Origin of the sequence: Nonomuraea turcica, assembly GCF_030718205.1 — a bacterium.
Taxonomy (GTDB): domain Bacteria; phylum Actinomycetota; class Actinomycetes; order Streptosporangiales; family Streptosporangiaceae; genus Nonomuraea.
In genome coordinates this window covers 285,744-311,286 of sequence record NZ_JAUZQF010000017.1, presented here as the reverse complement: position 1 = coordinate 311,286, position 25,543 = coordinate 285,744, and the positions used below count along the sequence as shown (strand labels likewise).

21 protein-coding genes are annotated in these 25,543 nt (G+C 71.7%); 13 read left to right on the top strand and 8 right to left on the bottom strand.

Features of this window, described 5'->3' with window-relative positions:
- Positions 1–488: 488 nt before the first annotated feature.
- Together Q9G87_RS38455 and Q9G87_RS38450 are read left to right on the top strand one after the other, a co-directional pair.
- The gene (locus tag Q9G87_RS38455) at positions 489–623 is read left to right on the top strand and encodes an MmcQ/YjbR family DNA-binding protein (protein WP_305921501.1); all 135 of its coding nucleotides are present in this window, start codon (positions 489–491) and stop codon (positions 621–623) included.
- Between the two features lie 67 nt (positions 624–690).
- Positions 691–1,323: a TetR/AcrR family transcriptional regulator gene (locus Q9G87_RS38450; RefSeq protein WP_305921500.1), complete on the top strand. Its 633-nt coding sequence runs from the start codon at positions 691–693 to the stop codon at positions 1,321–1,323.
- Here the strand turns inward: Q9G87_RS38450 and Q9G87_RS38445 are convergent.
- The 4 genes from Q9G87_RS38445 to Q9G87_RS38430 all read right to left on the bottom strand — a co-directional run bounded on the left by Q9G87_RS38445 (position 1,320) and on the right by Q9G87_RS38430 (position 5,039).
- Positions 1,320–1,562 carry a hypothetical protein gene (locus Q9G87_RS38445; protein WP_305921499.1) on the bottom strand — a complete coding sequence of 81 codons (243 nt, stop codon included), beginning with the start codon at positions 1,560–1,562 and terminating at the stop codon, positions 1,320–1,322. The genes Q9G87_RS38450 and Q9G87_RS38445 overlap by 4 nt on opposite strands.
- A gap of 13 nt (positions 1,563–1,575) precedes the next feature.
- Positions 1,576–2,916 carry a TRAP transporter large permease subunit gene (locus Q9G87_RS38440; protein ID WP_305921498.1) on the bottom strand — a complete coding sequence of 447 codons (1,341 nt, stop codon included), beginning with the start codon at positions 2,914–2,916 and terminating at the stop codon, positions 1,576–1,578.
- Positions 2,917–2,988: 72 nt separating this feature from the next.
- On the bottom strand, positions 2,989–3,855 hold the full coding sequence (locus Q9G87_RS38435) for an HpcH/HpaI aldolase/citrate lyase family protein (RefSeq protein WP_305921497.1): 867 nt from the start codon (positions 3,853–3,855) through the stop codon (positions 2,989–2,991).
- Positions 3,852–5,039 (bottom strand): CaiB/BaiF CoA transferase family protein, encoded by a 1,188-nt coding sequence (locus Q9G87_RS38430; protein ID WP_305921496.1) that lies wholly within the window; start codon positions 5,037–5,039, stop codon positions 3,852–3,854. The genes Q9G87_RS38435 and Q9G87_RS38430 overlap by 4 nt, the downstream gene beginning before the upstream one ends.
- Positions 5,040–5,107: 68 nt before the next feature.
- On the opposite strand from Q9G87_RS38430, the gene Q9G87_RS38425 reads away from it, so the two are divergent.
- Genes Q9G87_RS38425 through Q9G87_RS38415 form a run of 3 tightly spaced genes read left to right on the top strand, consistent with a single transcriptional unit; the run spans position 5,108 to position 7,235 of the window.
- Positions 5,108–5,761, top strand: coding sequence for a GntR family transcriptional regulator (locus Q9G87_RS38425; protein WP_305921495.1), 654 nt, complete (start codon positions 5,108–5,110; stop codon positions 5,759–5,761).
- A 53-nt stretch (positions 5,762–5,814) separates the two neighbouring features.
- Positions 5,815–6,534: a hypothetical protein gene (locus tag Q9G87_RS38420; RefSeq protein ID WP_305921494.1), complete on the top strand. Its 720-nt coding sequence runs from the start codon at positions 5,815–5,817 to the stop codon at positions 6,532–6,534.
- 20 nt (positions 6,535–6,554) lie between these two features.
- Positions 6,555–7,235 (top strand): HAD family hydrolase, encoded by a 681-nt coding sequence (locus Q9G87_RS38415; protein WP_305921493.1) that lies wholly within the window; start codon positions 6,555–6,557, stop codon positions 7,233–7,235.
- 23 nt (positions 7,236–7,258) lie between these two features.
- Here Q9G87_RS38415 and Q9G87_RS38410 read toward each other — a convergent pair whose 3' ends face one another.
- Positions 7,259–8,041, bottom strand: a complete 783-nt coding sequence (locus Q9G87_RS38410) for an inositol monophosphatase family protein (protein WP_305921492.1) — start codon at positions 8,039–8,041, stop codon at positions 7,259–7,261.
- Between the two features lie 30 nt (positions 8,042–8,071).
- On the bottom strand, positions 8,072–10,078 hold the full coding sequence (locus Q9G87_RS38405) for a transposase (protein ID WP_305921491.1): 2,007 nt from the start codon (positions 10,076–10,078) through the stop codon (positions 8,072–8,074).
- Positions 10,079–10,584: 506 nt separating this feature from the next.
- On the opposite strand from Q9G87_RS38405, the gene Q9G87_RS38400 reads away from it, so the two are divergent.
- From Q9G87_RS38400 to Q9G87_RS38385, 4 genes are all read left to right on the top strand, one after another.
- On the top strand, positions 10,585–11,325 hold the full coding sequence (locus tag Q9G87_RS38400; RefSeq protein ID WP_305921490.1) for a GntR family transcriptional regulator: 741 nt from the start codon (positions 10,585–10,587) through the stop codon (positions 11,323–11,325).
- Positions 11,326–11,474: 149 nt separating this feature from the next.
- On the top strand, positions 11,475–11,822 hold the full coding sequence (locus tag Q9G87_RS38395) for an ABC transporter ATP-binding protein (RefSeq protein WP_305921489.1): 348 nt from the start codon (positions 11,475–11,477) through the stop codon (positions 11,820–11,822).
- Entirely contained in the window at positions 11,819–13,093 is a 1,275-nt protein-coding gene (locus Q9G87_RS38390) for an alpha/beta fold hydrolase (RefSeq protein WP_305921488.1), read from the top strand. The genes Q9G87_RS38395 and Q9G87_RS38390 overlap by 4 nt, the downstream gene beginning before the upstream one ends.
- The gene (locus Q9G87_RS38385; protein ID WP_305921487.1) at positions 13,086–14,441 is read left to right on the top strand and encodes an aminopeptidase P family protein; all 1,356 of its coding nucleotides are present in this window, start codon (positions 13,086–13,088) and stop codon (positions 14,439–14,441) included. The genes Q9G87_RS38390 and Q9G87_RS38385 overlap by 8 nt, the downstream gene beginning before the upstream one ends.
- 83 nt (positions 14,442–14,524) lie before the next feature.
- On the opposite strand, the gene Q9G87_RS38380 is transcribed toward Q9G87_RS38385, so the two are convergent.
- Together Q9G87_RS38380 and Q9G87_RS38375 are read right to left on the bottom strand one after the other, a co-directional pair.
- Entirely contained in the window at positions 14,525–15,376 is an 852-nt protein-coding gene (locus Q9G87_RS38380) for an ACT domain-containing protein (protein WP_305921486.1), read from the bottom strand.
- An 88-nt stretch (positions 15,377–15,464) separates the two neighbouring features.
- Entirely contained in the window at positions 15,465–20,867 is a 5,403-nt protein-coding gene (locus Q9G87_RS38375; RefSeq protein ID WP_305921485.1) for a family 43 glycosylhydrolase, read from the bottom strand.
- 259 nt (positions 20,868–21,126) lie between these two features.
- On the opposite strand from Q9G87_RS38375, the gene Q9G87_RS38370 reads away from it, so the two are divergent.
- Genes Q9G87_RS38370 through Q9G87_RS38355 form a run of 4 tightly spaced genes read left to right on the top strand, consistent with a single transcriptional unit; the run spans position 21,127 to position 25,522 of the window.
- On the top strand, positions 21,127–22,209 hold the full coding sequence (locus Q9G87_RS38370) for a hypothetical protein (protein WP_305921484.1): 1,083 nt from the start codon (positions 21,127–21,129) through the stop codon (positions 22,207–22,209).
- 13 nt (positions 22,210–22,222) lie between these two features.
- On the top strand, positions 22,223–23,365 hold the full coding sequence (locus tag Q9G87_RS38365) for a toxic anion resistance protein (RefSeq protein ID WP_305921483.1): 1,143 nt from the start codon (positions 22,223–22,225) through the stop codon (positions 23,363–23,365).
- Complete coding sequence (locus Q9G87_RS38360; protein WP_305921482.1) at positions 23,362–24,915, top strand: vWA domain-containing protein; 1,554 nt, start codon at positions 23,362–23,364, stop codon at positions 24,913–24,915. Before Q9G87_RS38365 ends, Q9G87_RS38360 begins: the two co-directional genes overlap by 4 nt.
- Positions 24,902–25,522, top strand: coding sequence for a hypothetical protein (locus Q9G87_RS38355; protein ID WP_305921481.1), 621 nt, complete (start codon positions 24,902–24,904; stop codon positions 25,520–25,522). The genes Q9G87_RS38360 and Q9G87_RS38355 overlap by 14 nt, the downstream gene beginning before the upstream one ends.
- Positions 25,523–25,543 lie beyond the last annotated feature (21 nt).

Genomic DNA, 25,543 nt, shown 5'->3' with positions numbered 1-25,543 from the left:
CTCACCCTCACGGCCTTGTAGCGATCACTAGCGACTCGACACCGCACATGATCACTCAAGGCCGTCTTGCTGTCCCCGAAACGATCAAACCCCGCTCAGCACAACAATCCGGAGGATAAAGAACAAGGTTAGGAGGTGAGCGAGAACGCCGAGGCGCTAGGCCGGCGGCTCGCCGTACCGGTGTTGTCCGTCGATCCGATGGAGGCTGCATCCCCATGGCCGTCGGCGGCGGATCCGCCCCGGCGCCCCGTTCGATGACGAGCCCGTCCCCGCGCGTGACGGCCGCCACAACCTGCGCCAGACGCTGCTGACCGAGACCTACGGCCCGGACGACGATCGCAAGTGGTGGGCCGACATCGACTCCCAGCACCTGTGGTCCGACCTCGACGCCGGAGACAGCCTCTACGACGCCGCCCGGGCGATGCTCGACCACAAACAGGCCGGCGCGTTCCCCGGCGCTGAGACCCTTGCGAGGCCGGGACACGGGCGTGGATGGTTCTGCGGTAACGTCCACGCTTGGGTCGGCCTCGGAGCGGGAGCTGGACCTCATCGATCACTCCTACGACCTGGTGGTGGCACGGCTGACCAGGGCGCAGCAGAACGAGCTACGAGCCCGACCCTGAACTGCCAGGTCTGAGGGTGGCCACTCCACTATCAGAACGGAATTATTCGTTCCCGTATACTGGTGGTATGACCACCACTCCCATGAGCGGCCGCAAAGCCCAGGCCGCGCGTAACGACGAGCTGATCCTCCAGGCGGCCCGGGCGGTCTTCACCGCCGATCCGGGCGCTCCCATCGCGGCAGTCGCCGAGAAGGCAGGCGTCGGGATCAGCGCGCTCTACCGCCGTTACCCCAGCAAGGAAGCCCTCTTGCAGAAGTTGTGCGGCGACGGGCTGGAGCTCTACATCGAGGTGACCGAGCGGGCGCTGGCCGACGAAGGAGACCCGTGGGAGGCGTTCGCCGGATACCTGCGCGGCATCGTGGACGCCGACACCAACTCCCTGACGATCAAGCTGGCGGGGACGTTCCAGCCGACGGAGGAGCTGGGCCGGCTGGCGGTCAGGGCCGGCGGCCTGGCCACCGAGATGCACCACAGGGCGGTGGAGGCCGGTGTGTTGCGCCCGGACGTGACGCCGGCGGACATCGCGCTGCTGTTCGAGCAGATCGCCTCGATCAAGCTCGGCGACGAGGAACGCACCTCACAGCTGCGCCACCGCTACCTGGCGCTCATGATGGACTCGCTGCGGGTGCCGCCGGCGCACCGAGGGCTCCCCGGGCCGGCCCCGGAGGACGAGGAACTGTCGGCCCGCTGGTGGGCCTAGTCCTCGCCGCCATCGTCCGGCTGGGCCGTCCAGTGGAACAGGTACGACATCACGAACCCGAGCAGCCCGGTCACCCCGGCCGCCACGGTCATCGCCAGGCCCAGCGCGGACACGGCGCCCGAGACCAGGCCGGGGCTGCCGGCGACGAGGCCGGCGGCCTGGGCCAGCACGACGGACACGCCGAGTACGAGGAACATCACCAGGCCGATCTTGAAGAGAACCATGGTGAGGCGTTTCATGACGGGGCTCCTCTCAGATCGGCAGCACGCCGGCCGCGACCAGCACGCCGATGACCAGGGTCGGGATGACGAACCAGATGATCAGGCGGCCGAATGTCCTGGCGGGGTCGACCTGGGCGATGCCGCTGGCGATGTAGATCGGGGCGGCGCCGGGCGGCGAGGCGCCCTCGGTCGAGGCGAAGATCATGATCGCGGTGGCCGCGGCGGCCGGCGCGACCCCTGCCGCGGTCAAGGCGCTGAACGCCACCCCTCCCACCGCGGCGATCGTGGCGGTGCCGGTCAGCGGCGCGGCGATGACGACGATCAGCAGGCCGACGAGTGTGGCGATCAGCGCGGGCGGGGCGTCCAGCCCCTTCATGATCGCGGTCAGCTGGTCGACCAGGCCCAGTTCGCCGAGGCCGGCCGCGGCCGCGAAGGCGAAGAACAACGTCGCGCCGATCACTGCGTACCTGGGGGCCATGTCGCCGAGCAGCTCGCTCCAGGCGCGGGCGGTGCGCGGCAGCCGCCGCCACGCGACGGCGAGGGTCACCAGCACGGTCAGCACCGGGATCCACACCACGATGCTGATGTCGCCGGCCGCCTCCTCGCCGACCCGCGACTCCATCAGCTTCACGCCGAAGTCGAGCGTCATCAGCACCGGAATGAGGATTCCCGCGTACACCAGCAGCGACGTCCACCCGGCCCGCAGCGCCTCGCGCAGTGGGACTAGGTCGGCCACGCCGGCGGCCGCGATGCGGTGCTGCCGCACCCACACGAACACCACCACGAACCGGTACGCCACCGTCCACAACCCGCCGATCAGCGCGGGCACGAACAGTTGGTCGGCGGTGAGCACCGGCGCCACTGCGGCCGAGCCGAGCAGCAGGAACATCGACGAGCTCGGCGGGATCGAGATGCCGAGTCCGGCGTTGCCCGCGACCAGCGAGGCGGCCAAGTCGGGCCGCCAGCCGGACCTGGTCAGCCACGGGATGGTCACCGAGCCCACGGAGGCGGCGATGCCGGAGCCGGACCCGGCGGGACCGCCGAGCAGCGCGGCGGCCGAGGTGGAGACGTAGCCGGCGCCGCCGCGCAGCCGCCCGAAGATCGAGTTGAGCACGGTGACCTGCTCCTGGATGAGTCCGAGCCTGGTGAGCAGATAGCCCATGAACACGAAGGCCAGCGCGGCGAACACGACCTCCTCGGCCAGCGCGTCGGCTATGCCCGCCCAGGCCAGCGTGAAGAAGTCGGCGCCGCCGAAGAGGCACACGCCGGCGAACCCGATGAGCATCGCCTCGCCGATGTTACGTTTCAGCACGCCGTTCCAGACGACGATGATCACGATGTAGGCGATGAGCGCCCATACGGCGATTCCCATGGCGAGATGTCCTCCATTGGGGTGGGGGTGATTCTGCGTGCGTGGCCCTGCCTCGTCGGCGGGGGCCGGTTCTTACGCGGGCCTGTCGTCGGCGGGTGACTCCTCCTCCGCGGGCTCCTCGTCGGCGAGTCGCCGGGCCAGGGCCACGGTGCGGCGGGCCCGGGCGACGATCGGGGCGTCGGCGAAGCGGCCGTCGGGCAGCGCGACCGCGCCGATCCCCGCACGCTCGGCACGTCCGGCCGCCTCGACGATCTCGGCGGCCCTGGCCGCCTCCTCCTCGGTGGGGCGGAACGCCCGCCTGATCGCGGGGATCTGACGCGGGTGGATGGCGGTCCTGCCGAACAGGCCGAGCGCGCGACCGGCCCGGCAGGAGGCGGCCAGCCCGGCCTCGTCGTTGACGTGCGGGTAGACGGACATGGGGACCGGCGGCAGGCCGGCCGCGGCGGCGGCGAGCACCACCTGCAGCCTGAGGTGGTTCATGGCGCTCTCGTCGGTGATGGACAGCTCGGCGGCCAGGTCCTGCTCGCCGAGCGCGACGCCAGCCACGCGCGGGTGCGCGGCGATGTCCCGGGCGGCGACGATCCCCGCCGCCGACTCCAGCAACGCGTACGCCCGCGCGCCGGCGACCATGTCCAGCACCGCGGCCGACTCCACCTTGGGCACCCGCACGGCGGCGGCCAGCTCCCCCACCGCCGCGAGGTCGGCCTGCCCCCGCTCGGTGGCCAGGTCGTTGATCCGCACGTGCACGGGGACGCCGGCCGTCCCCGCGCGCAGGTAGGCGGCGGCGTTGGCGCGGGCCTCGTCCTTGCGCGCGGGCGCGACCGCGTCCTCCAGGTCGATGATGACCACGTCGGCGTCGGACGCGACGGCCTTGGCGAACCGCTCGGGCCGGTCGCCGGGGACGTACAACCAGGTCACGGGCGACCAGGGCACACTCATGCGATCACCCCGGCCGCGCGCAGCGCCGCGATCCGCTCGCCGGAGTAGCCGAGCTCGGCGAGCACCTCGTCGGTGTCCCGGCCGAGCGGCCGCCCCGGCCAGCGGATCTCGCCCGGCGTGTCCGACAGGCGGAACAACACGTTCTGCATGGTGAGCGAGCCGAGCTCCTCGTCGGGCAGCTCGACGAACGTGCCCAGCGCCGCGTACTGGGGGTCCTCGGCGATGTCGGTCACGTCGTAGATGGGCGCGACCGCGGCCTGGACCTCCTCGAAGCGGGCGATGACCTCGGCGGCGTCGCGTTCGGCGATCCAGGAGCCGACGGCCTCGTCCAGCTCGTCCACGTGCTGGACCCGGCCGTGCCCCGTGCCGAACCACGGCTGCTCGACCAGGTCGGGCCGCCCGACCAGGGTGACGACGCGCTCGGCGATGGGCTGGGCGCTGGTGGAGATCGCCAGCCAGCGGCCGTCGCGGGTGCGGTAGGTGTTGCGCGGGGCGTTGCTGCTCGAGCGGTTTCCGGTCCGCCGCGGCACGACGCCGAGGGCCTTGTAGGCGGTCATCTGCGGCCCCAGCAGGCCCAGGATGGGCTCGATGATGGCCATGTCGATGACCTGGCCGCGTCCGGTGCGGTCACGGGCGTGCAGCGCCACCATGATCGCGTACGACATGGCGAGGCCCGCGATGCCGTCGGCGAGGGCCAGCGGCGGCAGGGTGGGCGGCCCGTCGGGCGGCCCGGTCATGGCCGCGAACCCGCTCATGGCCTCGGCCAGCGTCCCGAACCCGGGCTGCCGGGCCATCGGCCCGCGCTGCCCGAACCCGGTCATCCGCGCCACGATCAGCCGCGGGTTGAGCTTCATGAGCTCGTCGGGGGCGAGGTTCCAGCGCTCCAGGGTGCCGGGGCGGAAGTTCTCGATCAGCACGTCGGAGCCTTCGGCCAGGCGGCGCAGGATCTCCTGCCCCTCCGCGCCGGACAGGTCGACGGCCGCGCTGCGCTTGTTGCGCGACAGCGTCTTCCACCACAGGCCCACGCCGTCCACGGAGGCGCCGTGGCCGCGCGACGGGTCGCCGCGCCGGGGATGCTCGATCTTGATCACGTCGGCGCCGAAGTCGCCCAGCATCATCGCGGCGGAAGGACCGGCGAACAACGTCGCCGCGTCGATGACCCGCAGGTCGCCGAGGCTCGTCATGGGTATGTAACTTATAAGAAATATGTCATAGGTCAACCTATGTGACCGCTATACGAGACACTGGGGATATGTCAGGCACAGAGCCGCGGCCACCCATGAGCAAGGCCGACTACGTCTACACCGTGCTGTTCGACGAGATCCGCAGCGCGCGGATCCCCGGCGGCACGGCGTTGCGCGCCGGGCACGTGGCCAGGCGGCTCGGTGTGTCGGTGACGCCGGTGCGCGAGGCGCTGCGCAGGCTGGAGAAAGACCGGCTGATCAGCTACGAGGCGCATCACGGGGCGACCGTGGTGGACCTGGGGGACGAGGCGCTGGCGGAGTATTACGGCCTGCGCGCGGTCGTCGAGGGCCTCGGCGCGCGCCTGGCGGCGGCCCGGATCACTCCGGAGGAGCTGGCGGAGCTGCGCGAGCTGCACGCCGCGATGGCCGCCGACGCGGCGGCGGGCGGCAAGGACCGGCTCGGCGAGCAGAGCAGGCGTTTCCACCTGCGCATCGTGGACATCGGCGGGCCCGCGTTCCTGGGCGCGCACGCCAGGGCGGTGCGCAACAGCCTCCCCGTGCCCGCCGAGGCGTCGCTGTGGCTGGATGACGCCCAGGTCAAGGTGCAGCTGGAGGCGCACGAGGGCATCCTGGCCGCCCTGGAGTCCGGGGACGGCGACGGCGCGGAGCGCATCATGATCGACCACGTCCGCCAGGCCGGCGAGTTCCGCGCCCACCGCTGACCCATGTGCCACTCTGGTGCTCTGGCAGACGGCGACCTGGAAGGACGGAGACCGTGGCGGACGCGTGGATCCTGCATCCCGACTACCGCACTCCACCGATCCCCCAGGGTGTCATGCCCGGCCCCTGGCGGCACCCCGACGGGGGCCAGCTCATGAACGGCGTCTACGAGCGCCTCCTGCCGGATCGGCAGGAGGAGATCGTGACCGTTTGGTTCGGCTACCCGCTCAGCCACTGGCTCGGCCCACGCATGCCGCGCTTCAGCAACCCCATGGTGTCTCCGTGGAACCCGGTGCTGTCCCTGGGGGTGGCGCTCGACCCCACCGCGCCCGTGCCGTACGCGGATGAGCTCTGGTGCGACCGGTGGATCGCCGAGGCGCTGCTGTACGGGCGCAAGCCGTACGGGGCGTTCACGTTGCCGCCCGAGGAGGCGCTGGCCTGGCTCGCCGAATGCGGCGGCGCCGGGCTGGTGTACCAGGCGCGGGTGATCGGGGAGGTGATCCGGGTGGTGGCGGGGCGGGCGGAGCCGTACGCGCACCTGTTCGACCTGGACGCGCTGATCGCCGACTACCGGGACGTGCTCCCGCCGGAGCCTGCCGAGCGGGAGGCCGCGGCGCTGGAGGCGCACCGCCACCGCTCCCCCGCGCTGGACTACGTCCTGGGCGACGACGGCGAGGCCCGTTTCGCGCAGACCCCGCTGTCGGTACGCGGCCTCACTCTCGGCTACCCGCCCGGCGAGACCGCCGCCCGCATCGCCGCCGAGGCCATGGCGTGAGCCGGTAGGCTGGGAGGGTCATGATCAAAGGCATCCTGTTCGACCTCGACGGCACCCTGCTCGACCACCGGGCCGCCGCCGACGCCGCGATCACCGGCTGGCTGTCGGCGCACTCCCCCGGCCACCCGCGCCTGGCCGATGTGCCCGGACTCTGGGCCGGGCTGGAGGGGCCTTATCTGGCGATGTGGCAGGCGGGCGAGTGCTCGCTGCAGGAGCAGCGGCGCCACCGTCTGCGGGCGCTCTGCCGGGAGCTGCTGGTGGACGAGCCGGGCGATCTGGACGCGGCCTACGCCGACTTCGCCGAGCGTTACCGTCAGGGCTGGGCCGCCTACCCGGACGCGGCCGAGGCCGTGGCGGCGCTGTCCGGGCTCGCGCTCGGCGTGCTGACGAACGGCGGGCAGCGCATGCAGGAGGCGAAGGTCCACGCGATCGGGCTGTCCGGGCCGCTGGGGACGGTGCTGACGGGAGAGGTGCTCGGCGGCTTCTTCAAGCCGTCGCCCGCCGCCTACACCGGGGCGGCGGCCGCGCTGGGGCTGGCGCCGGAGGAGGTGCTGCTGGTGGGCGACGTGGACAAGGACGTGACCGGGCCGGCGCCGACCGGGATGCGCTCGGTCTGGCTCGACCGCCTCGGCGTCGAGCCGGCGCCGCCGGGTTTCCCCCGCATCACGACGCTGACCGACCTGCCCGGCCTGGTCCGCTGACCCCGTTCCCGCACCGGCGCAGCTCAGCCGGACGAGCGCACGCTCACCTCGGCCAGCACCGACCCGGCCAGGTCGAAGCCGCCCACGTGCGCCAGATAGTCGCCCTTCGCCAGCGGGTCGCCCACGTAGACGCCGCCCGCCTGGCGGACCAGCAGCGCCCCGGCCGCCACGTCCCACGGGTGGGACCCGGTGCCGTACGTGGCGTCCGACCACCCGGCGGCGACGTGGGCGAGGTTGAGCGCGGCGCTGCCGGGCCGCCGCACCGTGGAGAACGACTCCAGGAGCCGCCCGTAGCGCCGCAGCGCCGCCTCCCCTTCGGTGGCGAGGTCGAGCGGCGTGGGGTAGGCGCACAGGAGCATCGCCTCGCGGTCGGCCCGCGCGCCGCGGCTGCGGATCGGGGTGCCGTTGCACCAGGCGCCGGCGGTGGTGGCGGTGAACTCGTCCTCACGCACCGGGTCGTACACGACGCCCGCGACCAGCTCGCCGCGCACGGCGACGGCGATGGAGACGCAGAAGAACGGCAGCCCGGTCGCGAAGTTGGCGGTGCCGTCGATGGGGTCGACATACCAGGTGAGGTCGCCGGAGCCGGTCGCGCCGCCTTCCTCGCCGACGATCGCGCTGCCGGGCGCGCGCGCGTCGATGACCGCGCGGATGGCCTCCTCGGCGGCCCGGTCGTGCTCGGTGACGGGGTCGTGGAAGTCGCGCTTGGTGCTCACCTCGGGCCGGGAGCGGAACGCCTTGCGGAGCCGGGGGCCGACGGACCTGGCCGCCTCGGTCGCGGTGTCGAGCAGCTGTGTCTCATCCATCTCGCCTCCAGCGTCTGCGATTCTCTATGTTTACCTGAGTATTTCGGGCAAGTCGGGCGGGCGTGGCCGTGGCGGGCCGTCTGCGTAGTCTCCCAGGGGGAGTACGGGGGTGGCCGCGACGCGGTGGAAGCCGGTCCGCTGGTGAGGATCGCGCACAAGTCCTGTTCGTTCCGCTGGGCGGGTCGTCTGGGGTGCTTGGCCCGCCGGACGCTGTCCACCCCTGGTGGGGGGTGGGGCGGGCACCGTGCGCCGGTCGGGCACACGGCTGGAGGTCGTCACATTGTTCGCCGCGTGGCGGTTGGGGGTGCTGGTGGGGCGTTTGGGGGTGGGCCGGTTCTTGGCTCTGTCTCGCGCGGCTGGGCGGGGGTGCAGGTCGGTTCGGGTGCGGCGGGCGCGGCGGGCGGCCCGGGTCGCCTTGCGGGCTCGGCGGGCGCGGGCCACGTTGCCCTCCACCACCTGCCGAATGGTGCGGGTCCCGGTGGTGCGGTCGGTGCGGGTGGCCTGCTGGCCGAGCAGGCCACGCGCGAGGATGCGTTCGGCCGCCGCCCAGTCCCGATCACACGACAGCCCGCAGGCCGGACAGTGCGCCCACGCCCACCCCCGCTCGGCGAGCCGGTCCGGGGCCGGGCAATGCCGTAGCAGCGACGTGCCGTCACCGCAGCGGGGGCAATACTTGGAGGTGCCGCGCGCGGGGACGGTGACCACGGCGATGCTGTGCTTGGCCGCCAAATGCCGGATCGCCTCCACCACCTGCCCCCGCACCTGCCCCGACAGCCGCGCGTTCGCCCGTCCCCGCCGCCCGCGTGCCTCCAAAGTGGCCAGGTCCTCCACGTAGATGACCGTCGCCCCGGCGGCGAGGGCCTGGTCGAGTGCCCAGCGGGCCGCCGACCAGGCCAGCGCCTTGTTCAAATGCCGGATGCGCGCGCACAGCCGCTCGTGCTCGACGCTGATGACCTCATACGCCGCGGCCAGTTCGGCGAAGCGGGGATCGGCGGGCGTGATGCCCGCCAGCAGCCGTTCCTGGTGTTTGCGCTTGGCGGCCAGGTGCTCGCGCTCGGCCCGCAGCCGGTGCAGCTTGGCCGAAACGCCGCTCGCGTCATAGGCCAGCGGCCGCCCATCCGAGACGACCCGGCCCTCGGCCGTCAGATGCCCGACCGTGCCGGTGAGCAGGCTGTTGAGGCCCCAGTCGAAGCCGCACCCGATCACATGCCCGGTGGCCGGCGCGAAGCCGATCGGGATCTGGAACGGCAGATCGACCCGCACCCGACCCTTGGCCACGCGCAGGGTGGGGGTGCACAGTTTCGCCTCCGCCGGGACGGTCGGCGGCAGGGTGATGGGCAGCAGGTGCCAGGCCCAGTCCTTGGCGGAGGCCGGGGACGCGGTCAGGGGCAACTTCACCCGCAACCGGGCGCCGTGTTCACCGGTGCGCTCCAGGGTGGCCAGTTGCCGGTCGGCCGCGGCCAGCACGATCTGCGCCGCACACGCGGGAGGCTCCTCCAGTTGCGTGAGATCCGCCGGCAGCATGCCGTCGTGCGCGTCGCGGTAGGCGCGGATTTGCCGGGTGCGGTTGCGGATCTCCGCTGTGCCCACCCCGTCCGGCAGCACCGCCCGCAACGCGTTCCATTCGGCGTCGGTCCGCTTGCCCGGCTCGCGCGGCCAGGTCGCTACGATCGCCGCCACCAGCTCGCGGCGGTGCAGCACCAGCCGCAACAGCCGGGCCGCCTGCTCCTGGGCGCATCGCGCCACCCGATCACACATGTGCACGCCCGCAGCCGGACTCAGGCCCCAGCCCAGCCTGCGCACGGCCATCCAGCCCTTGGCCGGCAACGCACACCCGTCCAGCCCCACCCCAGAGGCCAGGGCGTCCAGATCCGCCGCACTCCACCGGCCGGCCACGAGGTCGGCGGTCAGCTCCCGCGCCAGGCCGGTCAACCAGGCCACCCGCTCGGCCAGCAGCGGCTGCGGGACGACCTGACCGGTCTGCTCCACGATCGCGCGATGGGCGGTGCAGGTCGCCGTCGCGGTGAGCCTGCTCATGCACCCACCGGCCCCGCCTCGCTCAGGCCGAAGCTGAGGCTGAGGCTGAGGAGTCGCACCGGGATCGGCCGGCATGCGGCCCCACTCGACGACCGGCACGCCCGCATACGGCACCCCACCCGTGCTCCCAGCTTCACCGTCAGTGACCGTAAGACTACCAACATTTGGCCCTGGCGGGTAGAACAAGTGAACGACTTCATGCCCGCCTCACCCTCACCTGCCTGGCCAGAACGGGCACTGCCCGCCGCGTCGCGGGCGTAAGGGCTCAGCTCAGCGGCGTCGTCGGCGGGCACCTCACCAACGCCTACCGGCCAGCCTGGATGATCACGCGCGGGGTCTGACTGTCGCCTCCAAACCGAAGAGCGCCACCACGAGATCACGGCAGACGCCTAGGCTTTCATAGCGAATATGACAAGCAGTCCATACCCTAGCGGCCCTGATCGCGGCGGCAGAGGGCGGGTCGGAGCCGTTTGTCAGGACATTCTGACCCCGGTTAAGCTGATCACATGACCGCGAACCTCGCCATCGACCTGGACCGGTCCAGCCCTGTGCCGCTCTATTTCCAGGTGGCCGAGCAGATCGCCGAGGCGATCCGGCGAGGCGACCTGGCGCCCGGCGCCCGGCTGGACAACGAGATCCTGCTGGCCGACAAGCTCGGCCTGTCCAGGCCGACGATCCGCCAGGCGATCCAATACCTGGTGGACAAGGGCCTGCTCGTGCGCAAGCGGGGGGTCGGCACGCAGGTGGTGCACGGCCAGGTCAAGCGCTCGGTGGAGCTGACGAGCCTGTACGACGACCTGCGCCGGGCGGGCCAGGAGCCGGCCACACAGGTCCTGGCGCTGGAGCGGCGGCCGGCCGAGGAGGAGATCGCCCGCATCCTGGGCATGGAGACCGGCGCCGAGATCCTCTACGTGGAGCGGCTGCGCTTCGCGGCCGGGGAGCCGCTGGCCGTGCTGCACAACTGGCTGCCGCCGGGGCTGGCCCCGCTGTCCGCCGCCGGCCTCGAGGACCGCGGGCTGTACGAGCTGCTGCGCGGGGCCGGCGTGCGGATGCGAGTGGCCAACCAGCGCATCGGGGCGCGGGCCGCCACCCAGGCGGAGGCCCGGCTGCTGGAGGAGCGCCGCGGCGCCCCGCTGCTCACCATGATCCGCACCACGTACGACGACCAGGGCCGCGCCGTCGAGCACGGCTCGCACGTCTACCGCGCCTCCCTCTACTCCCTCGAGGTCACCCTCATCGAACGCTGACCGCGCAGGCTCGATCATCGGCCGTCCAGCGAGAGCCGGGCGGCCGTTTTCGTGGTTACGTTCTGTTTAAGTCGATCCCTTGACCCTTGGCAAACACCTTCCTGACACCTAAAGTCCAGTGCAATGCCACACATTACTGGGAAGGTGACATGAGGGCGCGTCGGCATCGCCCGCGCGCGCTGGCCGTCAACCCCAAGCTGGTCATCTGCGACGAGGCCGTGTCGGCGCTGGACGTGTCGGTGCAGGCGCAGGTGATCGAGCTGCTGCGGCGGCTGCAGCGGGAGAGCGGCTTCAGCTACGTCTTCATCGCCCACGACCTCGCCGTCGTCCGGCAGATCGCCCACCGGGTGGCGGTGATGAGCAAGGGACGGATCGTCGAGCTCGGCGACACCAAGCAGGTGTTCGGCGACCCGCGCGACGACTACACCAGGACGCTGCTCGCCGCCATTCCTCGCATCAATCCGGACTGGGAGCGCCGCAGGAGGGAGAGGTCTTGATCATCGCGACGTACACGATTCCCGGGATGCGCGTGCGTGACCACGTGGTAGAGGTGCCGCTCGACTGGTCGGACCCGGGGGCCCCGATCAGGGTGTTCGCCCGGGAGCTGGTGGCTGCGGACCGCGACCGGGAGGACCTGCCGTGCCTGCTGTTCCTGCAGGGCGGGCCCGGCGGCAAGGGGCCGCGGCCCGTGGGCACGTCGGGGTGGCTGGGGCGGGCGCTGGAGACGTACCGGGTGATCCTTCTCGACCAGCGCGGCACCGGCCGCAGCACGCGGATCGACGGGCGGGTGATGAGCGCGCTCGGCGCCCGGGAGGGCGCGGACTACCTGGCCCGCTTCCGCGCGGACTCGATCGTGGCCGACGCCGAGCATCTGCGGAAGACCGTCTTCGGCGGCAAGCGCTGGTCGACGCTGGGGCAGAGCTACGGCGGGTTTCTGACGCTGACGTACCTGTCCGCGGCCCCGGAGGGGCTGAGCGCCTGCTACGTGGCGGGCGGGCTGGCGGCGCTGGAGCCGGACGCCGAGGAGGTCTACCGGCGCACCTATCCCCGGGTGGCGGCCAAGAACGCCGCGTTCTACCGCCGCTATCCGCACCACGCCGAGACCGTCGCGCGGCTCGCCGACCGGCTGGCCGAGGGCGATGTGCGGCTGCCGGACGGCGACGTGCTGACCGTGCGGCGGCTGCAGTCGCTCGGTCTCGACTTCGGCATGAAGCCGGGCTATGAGCGTATGCACTGGCTGCTGGATGAGGCGGAGGGACTGCCGGAGACGTTCCTGCACCAGGTGCTGGCGCGCACCTCCTTCGCCGACAATCCGCTGTTCGCGGCGTTGCAGGAGAGCATCTACGGCTCCGGGCCCGGCGCGACCGCGTGGGCGGCGCAGCGGGAGCGGGCCCGGCATCCGGCCTTCGCCGAGGACGCCAGGCCGCTGCTGTTCACCGGGGAGATGATCTATCCCTGGATGTTCGAGGAGATCCGCGCGCTGCGGCCCTTCCGCGCCGCCGTCGAGCTGCTCGCCGAGCGGGCGGACTGGCCGCGGCTGTACGACCTGGACCGGCTGGCCGCCAACGAGGTGCCGTTGGCCGCGGCGGTCTATTTCGACGACATGTACGTCGACTCCGGCCTGCAGCTGGACACCGCGGCCCGGATCGGCAACGCGCAGGCGTGGGTGACGAACGAGTATGAGCACGACGGCATCGGCGAGGACCGCGTCTTCGCCAGGCTGACCGGGCTCGTCCGCGACATGGGAGGAGGAATCACCGGTGAGTGACGGCAGGCTGCCCAAACTGTCGGAGATCCCCGCGTTCACCGAGTACATCGCCCAGGGCTGGGACTCTCCCGCCCGCACCCCTGATGTGATGCCCGGCGCCGCCGAGGCCGCGGCAGCGCACCGGGCGAGGCTGGCGACCGCGCTGCCCGGCCGGACCGTGGTGGTGGCGGCCGGTATGGCGCCGGTCCGCAGCAACGACACCGACTACGGCTTCCGGGTGGACAGCGACTTCTTCTGGCTGACCGGCTGCGCGGCCGAGCAGGCCGTGGCCGTGGTCAGGGACGGCGACGCCACCCTGTACCTGCCGCCGCCGGCCCGCCCCGGCGACCCGGGGTTCTACTCCGACGCCGTCCACGGCGAATTATGGGTGGGCCCGTCGCCGTCGCTGCAGGAGTGGTCGGCGGCGCTCGGGATCGAGGTGTTCCCGCTGCCCGCCTTCGCCGGGCCGCCCCCCGGCGCCCTCCTGTCGGGCCCCGGCTGGGAGGAGTCCTCGCAGGAGCTCGAGCGGACGCTGGCCGAACTGCGCATGATCAAGGACGAGTGGGAGATCGCCCAGCTCCGCGAGGCCGTCGACCGTACCGTCGAGGGCTTCGCCGCGGTGCTCGCCGAGGTCCCCGCGGCGGTGGCGGGCGGGGGCGAGCGCTGGCTGCAGGGCACGTTCGACCGGTATGCCAGGACGTACGGCAACGGTCCCGGCTACGCGAGCATCGTGGGCGCCGGGCCGCACGCGCCCACCCTGCACTGGGTGCGCTGCGACGGGCCGGTGCGTCCCGGCGAGCTGCTGCTGCTCGACATGGGGGTCGAGGTCCGCAGTCACTACACCGCCGACGTCACCCGTACCTTCCCCGTGTCCGGGTCCTTCTCCCCCGCCCAGCGCCAGGTGCACGACCTGGTGGAGCGGGCGCACCGGGCCGGGATGGCGCAGGTCGCGCCGGGGCGCGCGTTCACCGATTTCCACCACGCCGCCATGGAGGTCATCGCGCACGGCCTGCACGACTGGGGGCTGCTGCCGGTCTCGGTGGACGAGGCGCTGTCCGAGCGGGGCCAGCACCACCGCCGCTACCTGGTCTGCGGTATCGGCCACCACCTGGGGCTGGACGTGCACGACTGCGCCCGCTCCCGCCCGGAGGCCTACCACGGCGCGCGGATGGCGCCCGGCATGGTGCTGACCGTGGAGCCCGGCCTGTACTTCCATGTCCACGACCGCACGGTGCCGCCGGAGCTGCGCGGGATCGGCGTGCGGATCGAGGACGACCTACTCGTCACCCCCGACGGCGCGGAGGTCCTTTCCGCCGCCCTGCCCATCGACGCGGCCGGCCTGGAACGGTGGACCAAGGAACGCGCCTGACCGCCGCAGGCCGACCGACCAGGCGTAGTCAGGCCGGCCAGGCGCAGGTGGGGCCGCCGGGTGCGGTCGGGCCGGTGGGGGCGTCAGGGCGAGGGTGTGTAGCGCGCCTGGCGGGCGGCCGCGGTCAGGGCGGCCGCCCTGGCCGCCTCGGTCGGGGTGAACGGCAGCTCCGGCCGTCTGATCAGCAGGGCGCGGTCCGGGTTCACGGAGATCACCATGGTCGTGTTGAGCTCGGCGCCCTCGTCCACGGTGTCGCCGGGCCGCCGCCACTCGACCTGCGCGACCCGCAGCAGCTCGGCCATGGCCTCCGGCAGCCGGTCGGGGTCGGCGCTGACCCGCTGGGCCAGGACCAGCGCCTGCACGCCGGGGTCGGTGAGGTCCTTGACCTGGGCGGGCACGAGGACGACGTCGTGCCCGCCGGCGTCGGTCAGCGCCTGGGCGAGCACGCCGAGCGCCAGCTCGCGGGGCGCCTCGATGACGAACTCGTCGAGCGCGTCACAACCGGCGGGCGTGATGGCGCTGCTGCCGGTCGGCGCGATGTGCAACGCCAGGATGTTGCAGCCCAGCCGGCCGAACGCGCCGGCCACCGTCGCCAGCCGTCCCGGGCGCTCCACCACCCGCATGCGGACGCGCCACAACGCCATCGGCGAGCCGGCTCCCTCGGCCACCGGGAGCGCGGTGCTCCTGCGTGCGGGGCGGCGGCCGATCCGTTTGTGGATCGCGGCTCCGAGGATCAACGCCACGCCGAGCCCGATCAGCACGACGGGCCCCGGGTCCTCGTGCCCGAGCAACGTCGCGAGCAGGTGCGCCAGGCCCACCGCGAGGAACAGGGCGGCGAGCTCCGCGATCTCCCGCCGCCACGAGCGTCCTTGCTTGGTGCCCTGTTTGGTGACATGTCCGGAACTTAGGTGCATGACCTTAGGTGCATCGCTCATGGCACCCAGTGTCCGCACGGGTTGTTACATGATCACGGTCGGCGCGGTTGCGGCGGCATTAAAGCGCGTTCACCGCATTACCCCGCCCTTACCTCCTCTCGTGGACGACGATCTCGCCGCCGCCGATGTCGGTGCCTCGGTTGTCGTAGAGGACCTCGCCGCTCGCCTCGTTCCAGATCCTGATCTGGAACCTGTCGGCAGCCCCGTCGAGGGCGGTGACCGTGAAGGCGTACCCGGGCTTGTCGTTGACCTTGCCGACGCCCCGGTAGCGGACCTCGCCGCCGGTCACCACGAGCCAGTCGTAGCGGGTGGCGACGAAGGTGACGCCGCCGGCCGGGAAGGCGAAGGCGGTCTGTCCGGCCGGGCGGGTGGCGTCCTTCTGATACGCCGACACGAACCCGAACACGGCCTTGCCCGTCGCCGCCGGCTTGCCGGGCTGCGCGCCCGCCGGCGAGCCGATCCAGCCGCCGCCGGTGACGAACCCGGCCTTCGGGTCGTAGACCACGACGGGATCGGCCGTCGCCACGGCCTTGCCGCCGTCGCCGTCGGCGACGGTGACCACCGGCTGGTAGATGCCCGCCTTCGCGTAGGCGTGGCCCTCCGCGCACGGTCCGGTGGCGCCGTCCGTCCAGTCGACCTCGCAGGTGAGCGTGTCCGCCCCTGGGTCGCTGGACGTGACCGCCAGCTCCACGGTCTTACCCGCCGCGACGGGATCCTGGGGACCCGACACGCGGGTGATGGCGGGGCCGGCGTTGGCGACGGTGACGGTCGCGGTGTCCCGGCTGCGCCCGGCGGTGAGCGTGACCCGGTAGACGCCCTCGTCCGTGCAGGTCACCGTGGTCTGCGGCGACCCGGGGTCGGCGAAGGCGCAGGTGCCTTCCGTGTCGGCGGCCTCGTACCGCCAGGCGGGCGCGCCCGCTCCGGAGAACGTGCCCGCCAGCGCGATCGGTGCGCCTTCGGCGCCGGAGGCGTCGGGCCCGGCGGTCACGACCGCGACGGGATCGATGCTCTCCAGCGTCGGCGTCACGGGCTTGATCAGCCCGTCGTCGCCGAACTCCAGCCGGTCGATCGTGGTCTCCCGGTGGGTGCCGTCGCCGCCGGGGCTGGCGAAGCGGTGATAGGCGATGTACCAGTCATCGGTGCCGGGCACGCGGATCACGGAATGGTGGCCGGTGCCCTTGATGCCGAGCGCGAGGTTCTTGCGCAGGATGACACCGCGCTTGGTCCAGGGGCCGAGCGGCGTCTCGCCGGTGGCGTAGGCCACCTGGTAGTCCTCGCTGCGGGTGTCGTTCTCCGACCACATGAAGTAGTACGTGCCGTCCCGCTTGATGACGAAGGAGCCTTCGTTGTAGCCGGCCGGCTTGTACGTCTTCAGCTTCGCGGCGTCGAACGAGACCATGTCGGCGTTCAGCGGCACCTGGTAGGAGTTGCCGTTCCCCCAGTACAGGTAGTGCTGCCCGTCGTTGTCCTGGAACACGGCGGGGTCGATCATCTGCCCGCTGTAGGTCCCGGCGGGGACGAGCGGCTTGCCGAGGGCGTCGCGGAACGGGCCCGTCGGCGAGTCCGCCACGGCCACCCCGAGGTGCTTGGCCGTGTTGCCGGTGGCCATGCCGCCGCTGAAGTAGAAGTAGTACTTGCCATCCTTCTCGGCGATCGCCGGCGCCCAGGCGCTGTTGTCCGCCCACGTCACGTCGGGCCCCAGGTCGAGGATGACGCCGTGGTCGGTCCAGTGCACCAGGTCGGTCGAGGAGAACGCCTTGAACTGGGTCCCGCTCCAGCCGGGGAACCCGTCCGTGGTGGGATACAGGTAGAAGCGGTCGCCGAACACCACGAGGTTGGGGTCGGCGTACAGGCCGGGCAGCACCGGGCTCTTCATGACGAGCGCGGTGACCGTCCACTCCCGCTTCGTGCCGTCCGCGCCGGTCACGGTGTAGGTGACGGGCTCGGTGAAGTCGCGCTCCGCGCCGGAGGCGGGGCTGACGGTGGCGCCGGGGGCGAGGGTGAGCTGCGGCGCCAGCTTGGTGACGTCGCTGCCCTCCTTCAGTGGCAGCGTGATCCCGCCGCCGTCGGCGTCCACGATGGCGTCGACCTTGAGCTCCGGCAGGGTCACCCCGATGATCGCGGCGGGATCGCCGCCGAGCTCGTAGATCTCCGCGGCCGGCAGCGCGCGGCCGTAGACGCGGAAGTCGTCCACCTCGCCGGCGAAGTACGGGTCCTCGGCGTACAGCGACCTGCCGATGTAACCGCCGTAGGTCTTGGCGGCGTCATACAGGTCGGACGCCTTGACCGCGACGTTCGCCGCTCGGGCGATCTCGACGCCGTCGAGGTACATGACCATCGTCTTCGCGCCCGAGTCGAGCGTCACCGCGACGTGCTTCCACTCGCCGCCGGGCAGCGCCGCCGAGTGCCGCATGGACGACTCCGCCTGCCAACTGCCTGTGGTGATCGCCGAGAACAGCACGCCGGCGCCGTTGCGGGGCCCGGTGAACAGGTACTTGTTGCGGTCCGGGCCGAAGCCGTAGATCCACTGGTTGGCCGTGGTGGAGGCGTTCCACTTGACGTGGAAGGCCACGGTCACGTCGGAGACGTCCTTGAGCACGCCGTTCGGGAGGGTGACGTACGGCGCGGTCGCAGACGTGCCTGCGCCGCCCGCCATCTTGAACGACGCGCCGTGCACGCCGTCGCCCCAGGCCGGGGTGCGCTCGTAGGAGCCGTCGTGGCCGCGCCCGGAGGCGTCCCGGGCGACGGTGCCGGCCTTCTCGTCGAAGGTGTAGTGCAGCAGCAGGTCGGCGGGGATCTCGGTGGTGGCCTCGACGGGGATGGTGACGGTCTTGGAGCCGTCGGCGGTGCGTGCCGTGATCTCGGTCGTGCCCGCCTTGACCGTGGTCACCAGGCCGGTGGCGCTGACCGTCGCGACGGAGGGGTCGGCGCTGGTCCAGGTGAGCCGCCTGGCGGTGGCGTTCGCCGGCTCGACGACGGCCTTGACCTGGCGGCTCACGCCGACGCCGAGCCGCAGCTCGGCGGGCGAGACGGTGAGGCTCTCCACCGGCACGCCCTCGGCAGACACCGTCACCGTCGCCTTGGCCCGCACCGACGCGCCGTCGGGCAGCGTGCCCTGCACGGTGAACGTGCCCGCCTGGGCGTAGGCGGAGGCCGGGACCTCGTCCCAGGTGACGGCGACCGGGCCGGTGCTGCCGTCGGCGAACGTGGCGGACACCTGCTCCGGCAGGATGGGCGCGTCACCGATGCCGGTGACGACCTTGACCTCCTCGGTGCTCTCCACGAGCTGGCCGGGCGCGTAAGCGCGCAGCAGCCGGTCGTACTCGGCCTGTGTGACGCCGATGACCGTGCCGTGGCGGGGCCTGGCGGGCAGCGAGTAGTTCGCCGACGGCGTCCAGGCGCCCGAGGCCAGGTTCGCCGACTCGAACGGGATGTAGCCGCGCCCGCCGAACTCGTCGATGAACAGGTACCACTTCTCCTGGTCGTTGGACTTGAAGATGGTCGGGCCCTCACCCTGGCTCATGGCGCCTTTGCCGATGCACTCGGAAAGGAAGTCCCACTTGGTGTTGAGCAACGAGGTGGACGTCTCGGCCAGGATGAACTTGCTGCACGGGGTGGTCGAGCTGTTGTTCCGCTCGTCCTTGGTGTAGCGGTAGTAGGTGCCGTCGTGCTTGATGACCGTCGAGTCGATCACCGAGTAGCCCGGGTCCACCCACACCTTGGGCTCGCTGAAGGTGCGGAAGTCGCGGGTCGTGGCGTACATCATCCGGTTGTAGGTGTTGCCCGTGTGGTTCGGGTCGTCCGCGGCGTACAGCTTGGAGGCCCAGAAGACGACGTACGCGCCGAGGGTCTCGTCGTAGTACGCCTCCGGCGCCCAGGTGTTGCCCGCGGTGTCGGGCGAGACCTTCACCAGCCGGCCCTCGCCCCAGTTGACCAGGTCGGTCGACTCCCACACCATGATCGACTTGCTGCCGGTGCGCTGGGCGGCGTCCCAGTTGCCGTTGCCGAAGATCCGCAGGTCGGTGGCGATCTGGTAGAACTTGTCGCCCTCGGGCGAGCGGATGATGAACGGGTCGCGCAGGCCCTTCTCCCCCAGCGTGGAGGTGAGCACGGGCTTGCCGCCGTTGAGCTCGCGCCAGCGCAGCGGGTCGTTGCCGCGGCTGAGGGCGAAGTAGACCTGCTCGCCGTCCGCGGTCCCCTCGCCGGTGAAGTAGCTGAACAGGTAGCCCTTGAGGTCCTGCTCAGCCGGCAGTTCGCGCACCTTGGCGGTGAACGCGCGGGTGGCGGTGGCGGCGTTCTTGGTGACCGTGGCGGTCAGCGTGACCGTGACGTCGCCGGCGCCGTGGGCCGGGCGGGTGACCTCTCCGGTGGGCGTGATGACCGACGGCTTGCCGGAGGCCCAGGAGACCGTGGTGCCGTTCTGGCCGGTGACGGGGAGCGTGAGGTTGCCGCGCACGTCGTCGACGCCGTGCACCGTCAGCGCGGCGGCGGCGTCCTGCGCGATCTTCGCGTCGTCGTGCTCGGGCATGACCGTGATCTCGAACGTCTTGGTGTCGGTGAGCGCGCCCCTGGCCAGGGTGGCCGTGAGCGTGGCCGTGGCGGGCGGCTGCCCGTTCGCCGGCCGGGTGACCTTGCCGGTGGCGGTGACCACCGAGGCGTCACTGGTCGCCCAGGTGACCTTGGAGCCGCCGGGCGCGGCGGCCGGCAGCGTCAGGTCGGCGGTCACGGCGCTGGTGTCGCCGAGGGTGAGGGCCTGCCTGTCGGCCGCGAGCGCGGCGGCGACGGTGGCCTGCGCCAGCGCCTTCACCTCATCCGCGCTGATCGCCCGGTCGTAGATCCGGAAGTCGCGCAGCTTGCCCTGGAAGAGCCGGTCCGCCGAGTACACCGACCGGCCGAGATGGTTGGCCGTGGTCGTGCCGCCGCCGATGGAGCCCGGCGTGATCGTGACGTTGGCGTTGCGGCCGATCTCCACGCCGTCCTCGTACAGGACGCCGGTGGTGCCCGTCTGGGTGTAGACCAGGTGCTTCCAGCCGCCCCGGCCCAGGTTGTACGAGGTCGACAGGCGGGTGTTCTGCTCGGTCGACCAGTTGCCGCTGGCCACCGCGACACGCAGGTGGTTGCCGGTCGCGAACAGGTAGCCGTTGCCGCTCGTGCCGCTGGTGTTGCCGAGCCCGTAGATGAAGTACGGCGTGCGCTGCGCGGGGTCGATGAGGACGTCCGTGGAGACGGTGATCGAGTCCATGCCCTTCATGACGTCGTCCGGCAGCTTCACGTCGGTGTCGCTGCCGTTGAACGTCAGCCCGTCGCCCCAGCCCGGCGTGCCGCGCACCGTGCCGTGGCGGGCGTTGCCGGACGAGTCCGCCGCCACCGCTCCCGCCTGCTCGTCGAGCTTGTACCACAACACCGGACCGTCGGCCGCTGCCCGGGCGGGCAACGCCACCAGCGTGGTCGCGGCCAGTGCCACCAGGCACGCCAGAGCACCTCGTCGCATCAGCGACTCCTCTTTGTTAGCGCTAACATCACACCGCGCGTGATCGGTGTTGCGAGAGTGTTAACCGTGGAGGCGCTGACCGTCAAGAGGCGCGTGGCCGCGGAACGTCAACGATCTTCTGGTGGAGCGGCCGGGACGGCCCGGCCGTCCGTGAACGGCGCATGAATTCTGACGTACGGTCGGCTTTCCGCCCGCGCGAATCCCCCGGCCGCTCTTCCATAATTTCAGTTATGGGGGATATTTCACGAGACGGGGTGCGATGAAGCGTTGGATCGGCGTCATTCTGGCGGTGGTTCTGGCCGGGGTGGCGGTGGTCGCGATCCTCCTGGGCGGCCGGGAGGACAAGGGCCAGGAATTAGCCCTGGTACGGGGGGTCATCGGGTCGGAGAAGAAGCCGTTCTTCGACGATCCGCGGGTCAAGGCGGCCTTCGCCGAGCACGGCCTGCGCGTCGAGGTGGACACGGCCGGTTCCCGGCAGATCGTCACCGACGTGGACCTGAGCAGGTACGCCTTCGCCTTCCCCTCCAGCGTTCCGGCGGCCGAGCGGATCAAGCGCGACCGCAAGGCCACGACGACGTTCTCGCCGTTCTACTCGCCGATGGCGGTGGCGACGTTCGAGCCGATCGCGGCGCTGCTGACGAAGGCGGGCGTGCTCCACGATTCCGGCAAAGGCCACCAAACCCTAGACATTAAGAAATATCTGGAATTAGTAGCCAAAGGCACTCGATGGGACCAAATTCCGGGTAATTCGGCTTACCAGGCTCGCAAACGGGTGCTGCTCACCACGACCGACATCCGCACGTCCAACTCCGCCGCCATGTACCTGTCGGTGATCGGTTACGTGGCCAACGGCGATGACGTCATCAGCTCCGACGCCCAGATCGCCAAGGTCGCGCCCCTTCTCGCGCCGGCCGTGCTCGACCAGGGCTTCGCCGAGTCGACCAGCGAGGCGTCGTTCGACGACTACCTGGCGCTGGGCGCGGGCAAGACGCCGATGCTGGTGGTCTACGAGGCGCAGTATCTGGCGCACGTCTTCGCCGGCGACGGCGCGATCAAACCGGACATGCGCCTGGTCTACCCGTCGCCCACCGTGCTCAGCAAGCACACCCTCGTCCCGCTCTCGGGGCAGGGCACCCGGGTCGGGGAGCTGCTGACCAAGGACCCGAAGCTGCTGGCCCTGGCGGCCGCGTACGGCTTCCGCACCACCGACCCCCAGGCGTTCGCCGACCTGGTGGCCAAGACCAAGGCGCCGGCCGCGGCCGACCTGGTCGACGTCGTCGAGCCGCCTGCGTACGAGCGGCTGGACAAGCTGATCACGACCATCGACGCCGCCCGGCCCTGACCAAGGAGTTCCTTTGTCCGATCTGGTGCTCACGCCACCCGCGCCGGTCGCGCCGGTGCCGACGGAGACGGCGGCAGGCATGCTGCCGATGTCCGGCGAGCGTACGGCCGAGCTGACCGCCAAGGCGCGCGCGTTCGCCGGGGAGCTCGGCGGGCTCGACCCGCGCTCGCCGGAGTTCTCCCGCAAGGTGCACGACATCTCCTCGATGGGCGACACCGAGATCAGGTCCGCCTCGCAGGTGGCCAACCGCATGCTCAAGCGGCCGGTGGCCGCGCTCGACGCGGCCAAGGGCGAGGGCTCCGACGCCCAGGCCAAGGTCGCGGGCGACCTCGTGGCGCTGCGCCGTACCGTCGTGGACCTGGATCCGAAGCAGGCCGCGAGCGGGGCGCGCAAGCTGCTGGGGCTGATCCCGTTCGGCGACCGGCTGCGCGACTACTTCGCCAAGTTCCACTCCGCGCAGAAGCACATCGACGACATCATCCGCGCGCTGAAGTCCGGCCAGGACGAGCTGCTGCGCGACAACGCCGCCATCGAGGGCGAGAAGGCGAACCTGTGGGAGGCGATGACGCGCCTGCAGGAGTACGCCGTCATGGCCCAGGCCATGGACGCGGCCCTGGAGGAGCGGATCGCGCAGGCCGACGAGCAGCGGGCCACGGCGCTGCGCTCGGACGCGTTGTTCGCGGTGCGGCAGAAGCACCAGGACCTGCTCACCCAGCTGGCCGTCTCGGCGCAGGGCTACCTGGCGCTGGACCTGGTGCGCAAGAACAATCTGGAGCTGAGCAAGGGCGTGGACCGGGCCACGACGACAACGGTGGCGGCGCTGCGCACGGCGGTGACGGTCGCGCAGGCGCTGGCCGGGCAGAAGCTGGTGCTCGACCAGATCAGCGCGCTGAACGCCACGACCAGCGACCTGATCCTGGCCACCAGTGAGATGCTGCGCACGCAGGCGGGCGCGATCCAGAACCAGGCGGCCTCGGCCACCGTGGACCTGGACACGCTCCGGCAGGCGTTCGACAACGTCTACGCCACGATGGACCTCATCGACTCCTTCCGCGCGAAGGCGGTCGAGAACATGGCGACCACGGTGGACAGCCTGTCGGCCGAGCTGGACCACGCCAAGACCTACCTGGAGCGGGCCAGGGAGGGTTCCGAGTGAGGCGGGCGCTGATCGCGGTCACGCTGCTGCTGGCGGCCGCGTGCGGGGCCGGCGGCGAGGGCGAGGAGCCGGCTGACGGCCCGGACGTGCTGCGGGTGCTGGCCGGCAGCGAGATCAAGGACCTCGAGCCGCTGCTGCGCCGGGCCGAGCAGGAGGCCGGCGTCAAGGTGAGGCTCTCCTACACCGGCACGCTCGACGGCGCTGAGCAGGTCGCGAGCGGCCGCGCCGCCGAACGGGTGGACGCGATCTGGTTCTCCTCCAACCGCTACCTGTCGCTGATCGACGGCGCGCAGGCCAAGCTGTCCACCCAGACCAAGACCATGGTCTCGCCCGTGGTGCTGGGACTGAAGCCGGCCAAGGCGGCCGAGCTCGGCTGGGACGGCAAGCCGGTGACGTGGGCCGACATCGCGGCGGCGGCCAAGGACGGCCAATTCAGCTTCGGCATGACGAACCCGGCCTCCTCCAACTCGGGCTTCTCCGCCCTGGTGGGGGTGGCGGCGGCGCTGTCGGACGCCGACGGCGCGCTCAGCGCCGAGCAGGTGGCCGGGGTCACGCCGAAGCTGAAGGACTTCTTCTCGGCGCAGCGGCTGACGGCCGGCTCGTCGGGCTGGCTGGCCGAGGCGTACGCCCGCGACCAGGGTGTGGACGGGATGGTCAACTACGAGTCGGTGCTCCTGGGCCTGCGCGAGCGCGTCACGCTGATCTACCCGAGCGACGGCGTGGTCAGCGCCGACTACCCGCTCACGCTGCTCGCCTCCGCCCCGGAGGAGAAGAAGGCCCTGTACGGCAAGCTCGCCGCCTGGCTGCGCACGCCCGCCGTGCAGAAGGACATCATGACCGGCACGCACCGCCGGCCGATCGTGCCCGGCGTGGCGCAGGACCCCAAGTTCGGTTCGGCGCAGCTCATCGAGCTGCCGTTCCCGAACCGGCGCAGCACCGCCGACGAGCTGATCTCCACCTACCTCAACGAGGTACGCGTCCCGTCGGAGGCGACGTTCGTGCTGGACACGTCCGGGTCGATGCGAGGCGACAGGATCGACGCGCTGCGCACCGCACTCGTGGCGCTGACCGGCGCGGACGCCTCGGCGTCCGGCGCCTTCACGCGGTTCCTCAACCGGGAGACCGTGACGATGATCCCGTTCAGCGGCAACCCGGACGAGCCGGTCCCGTTCACGATCCCCGAGCGGGACCCCGAGCCGGTGCTGGCGCAGATCAAGGCGTTCGCCGAAGATCTGGACGCGGGCGGCGGCACCGCGATCTACGACAGCCTCAGCGCGGCCTACGACCGGCCGGTGACCCCCGGCCGCTACAACTCGATCGTGCTCATGACCGACGGCGAGAACACCGACGGCAGCGACTACGCCGCCTTCGAGGCCCGCTACCGGTCGTTGCCGGAGGAGCGGCAGCGCACGCCGACGTTCGTCGTGTTGTTCGGCGAGAGCGACGTCGAGGAGATGCGACAGGTGGCGCAGCTGACCGGCGGCGCGGTGTTCGACGCCCGTTCGACGTCGCTGAGCAGCGCGTTCAAGGAGATCCGTGGCTATCAGTGACCGGGTGCTGCGGTATCTGGGCTCGAACAGGAACATCGCCGGCTCCTGCCTGGCGCTGCTCGGCCTGCTGGCCCACTTCCTCGGGCTGGCGGGGGCGTACTGGCCGGTGGTCGTGGTCGCGTTGTACGGGGTCGGCGCGCTGCTGGCCCCGCCCGACCGCGTCAAGCTGACGATCTCGCACGCCGAGGTCGAGACGCGGGCGCTGCGCGAGGACCTGCGCGCGCTGCTGCGGCGGATCGAGGGACGCTTCCCCACCGACGTGAACCGGGCGGTGCTGACGCTGGGCGAGGTCATCGACGACGTGCTGGGCCGGGCCGAGCAGCTGACCGCCTCCCCCGACCAGCTGCACGTGGTGTCGCAGACGATCCGCAGCTATCTGCCCGCCAGCCTGGAGGCGTACGCGAACCTGCCGCGCCGCTACGCCCTCACCCGGCGGGCCGACCGCGAGCGCAGCGCGCACGAGGAGCTGCTGGCCCAGGTGGCGCTGCTCGACGCCCAGATGCGCAAGGTCGCCGAGGCGATCCATCGGGGCGACGAGCAGGCGCTGCGCGATCAGGGCCGCTTCCTGCGCGACAGGTTCGGCGGCTCCGGGCTGGACCTGGACTGACCGAAGGCCCGCGGCCGGCGC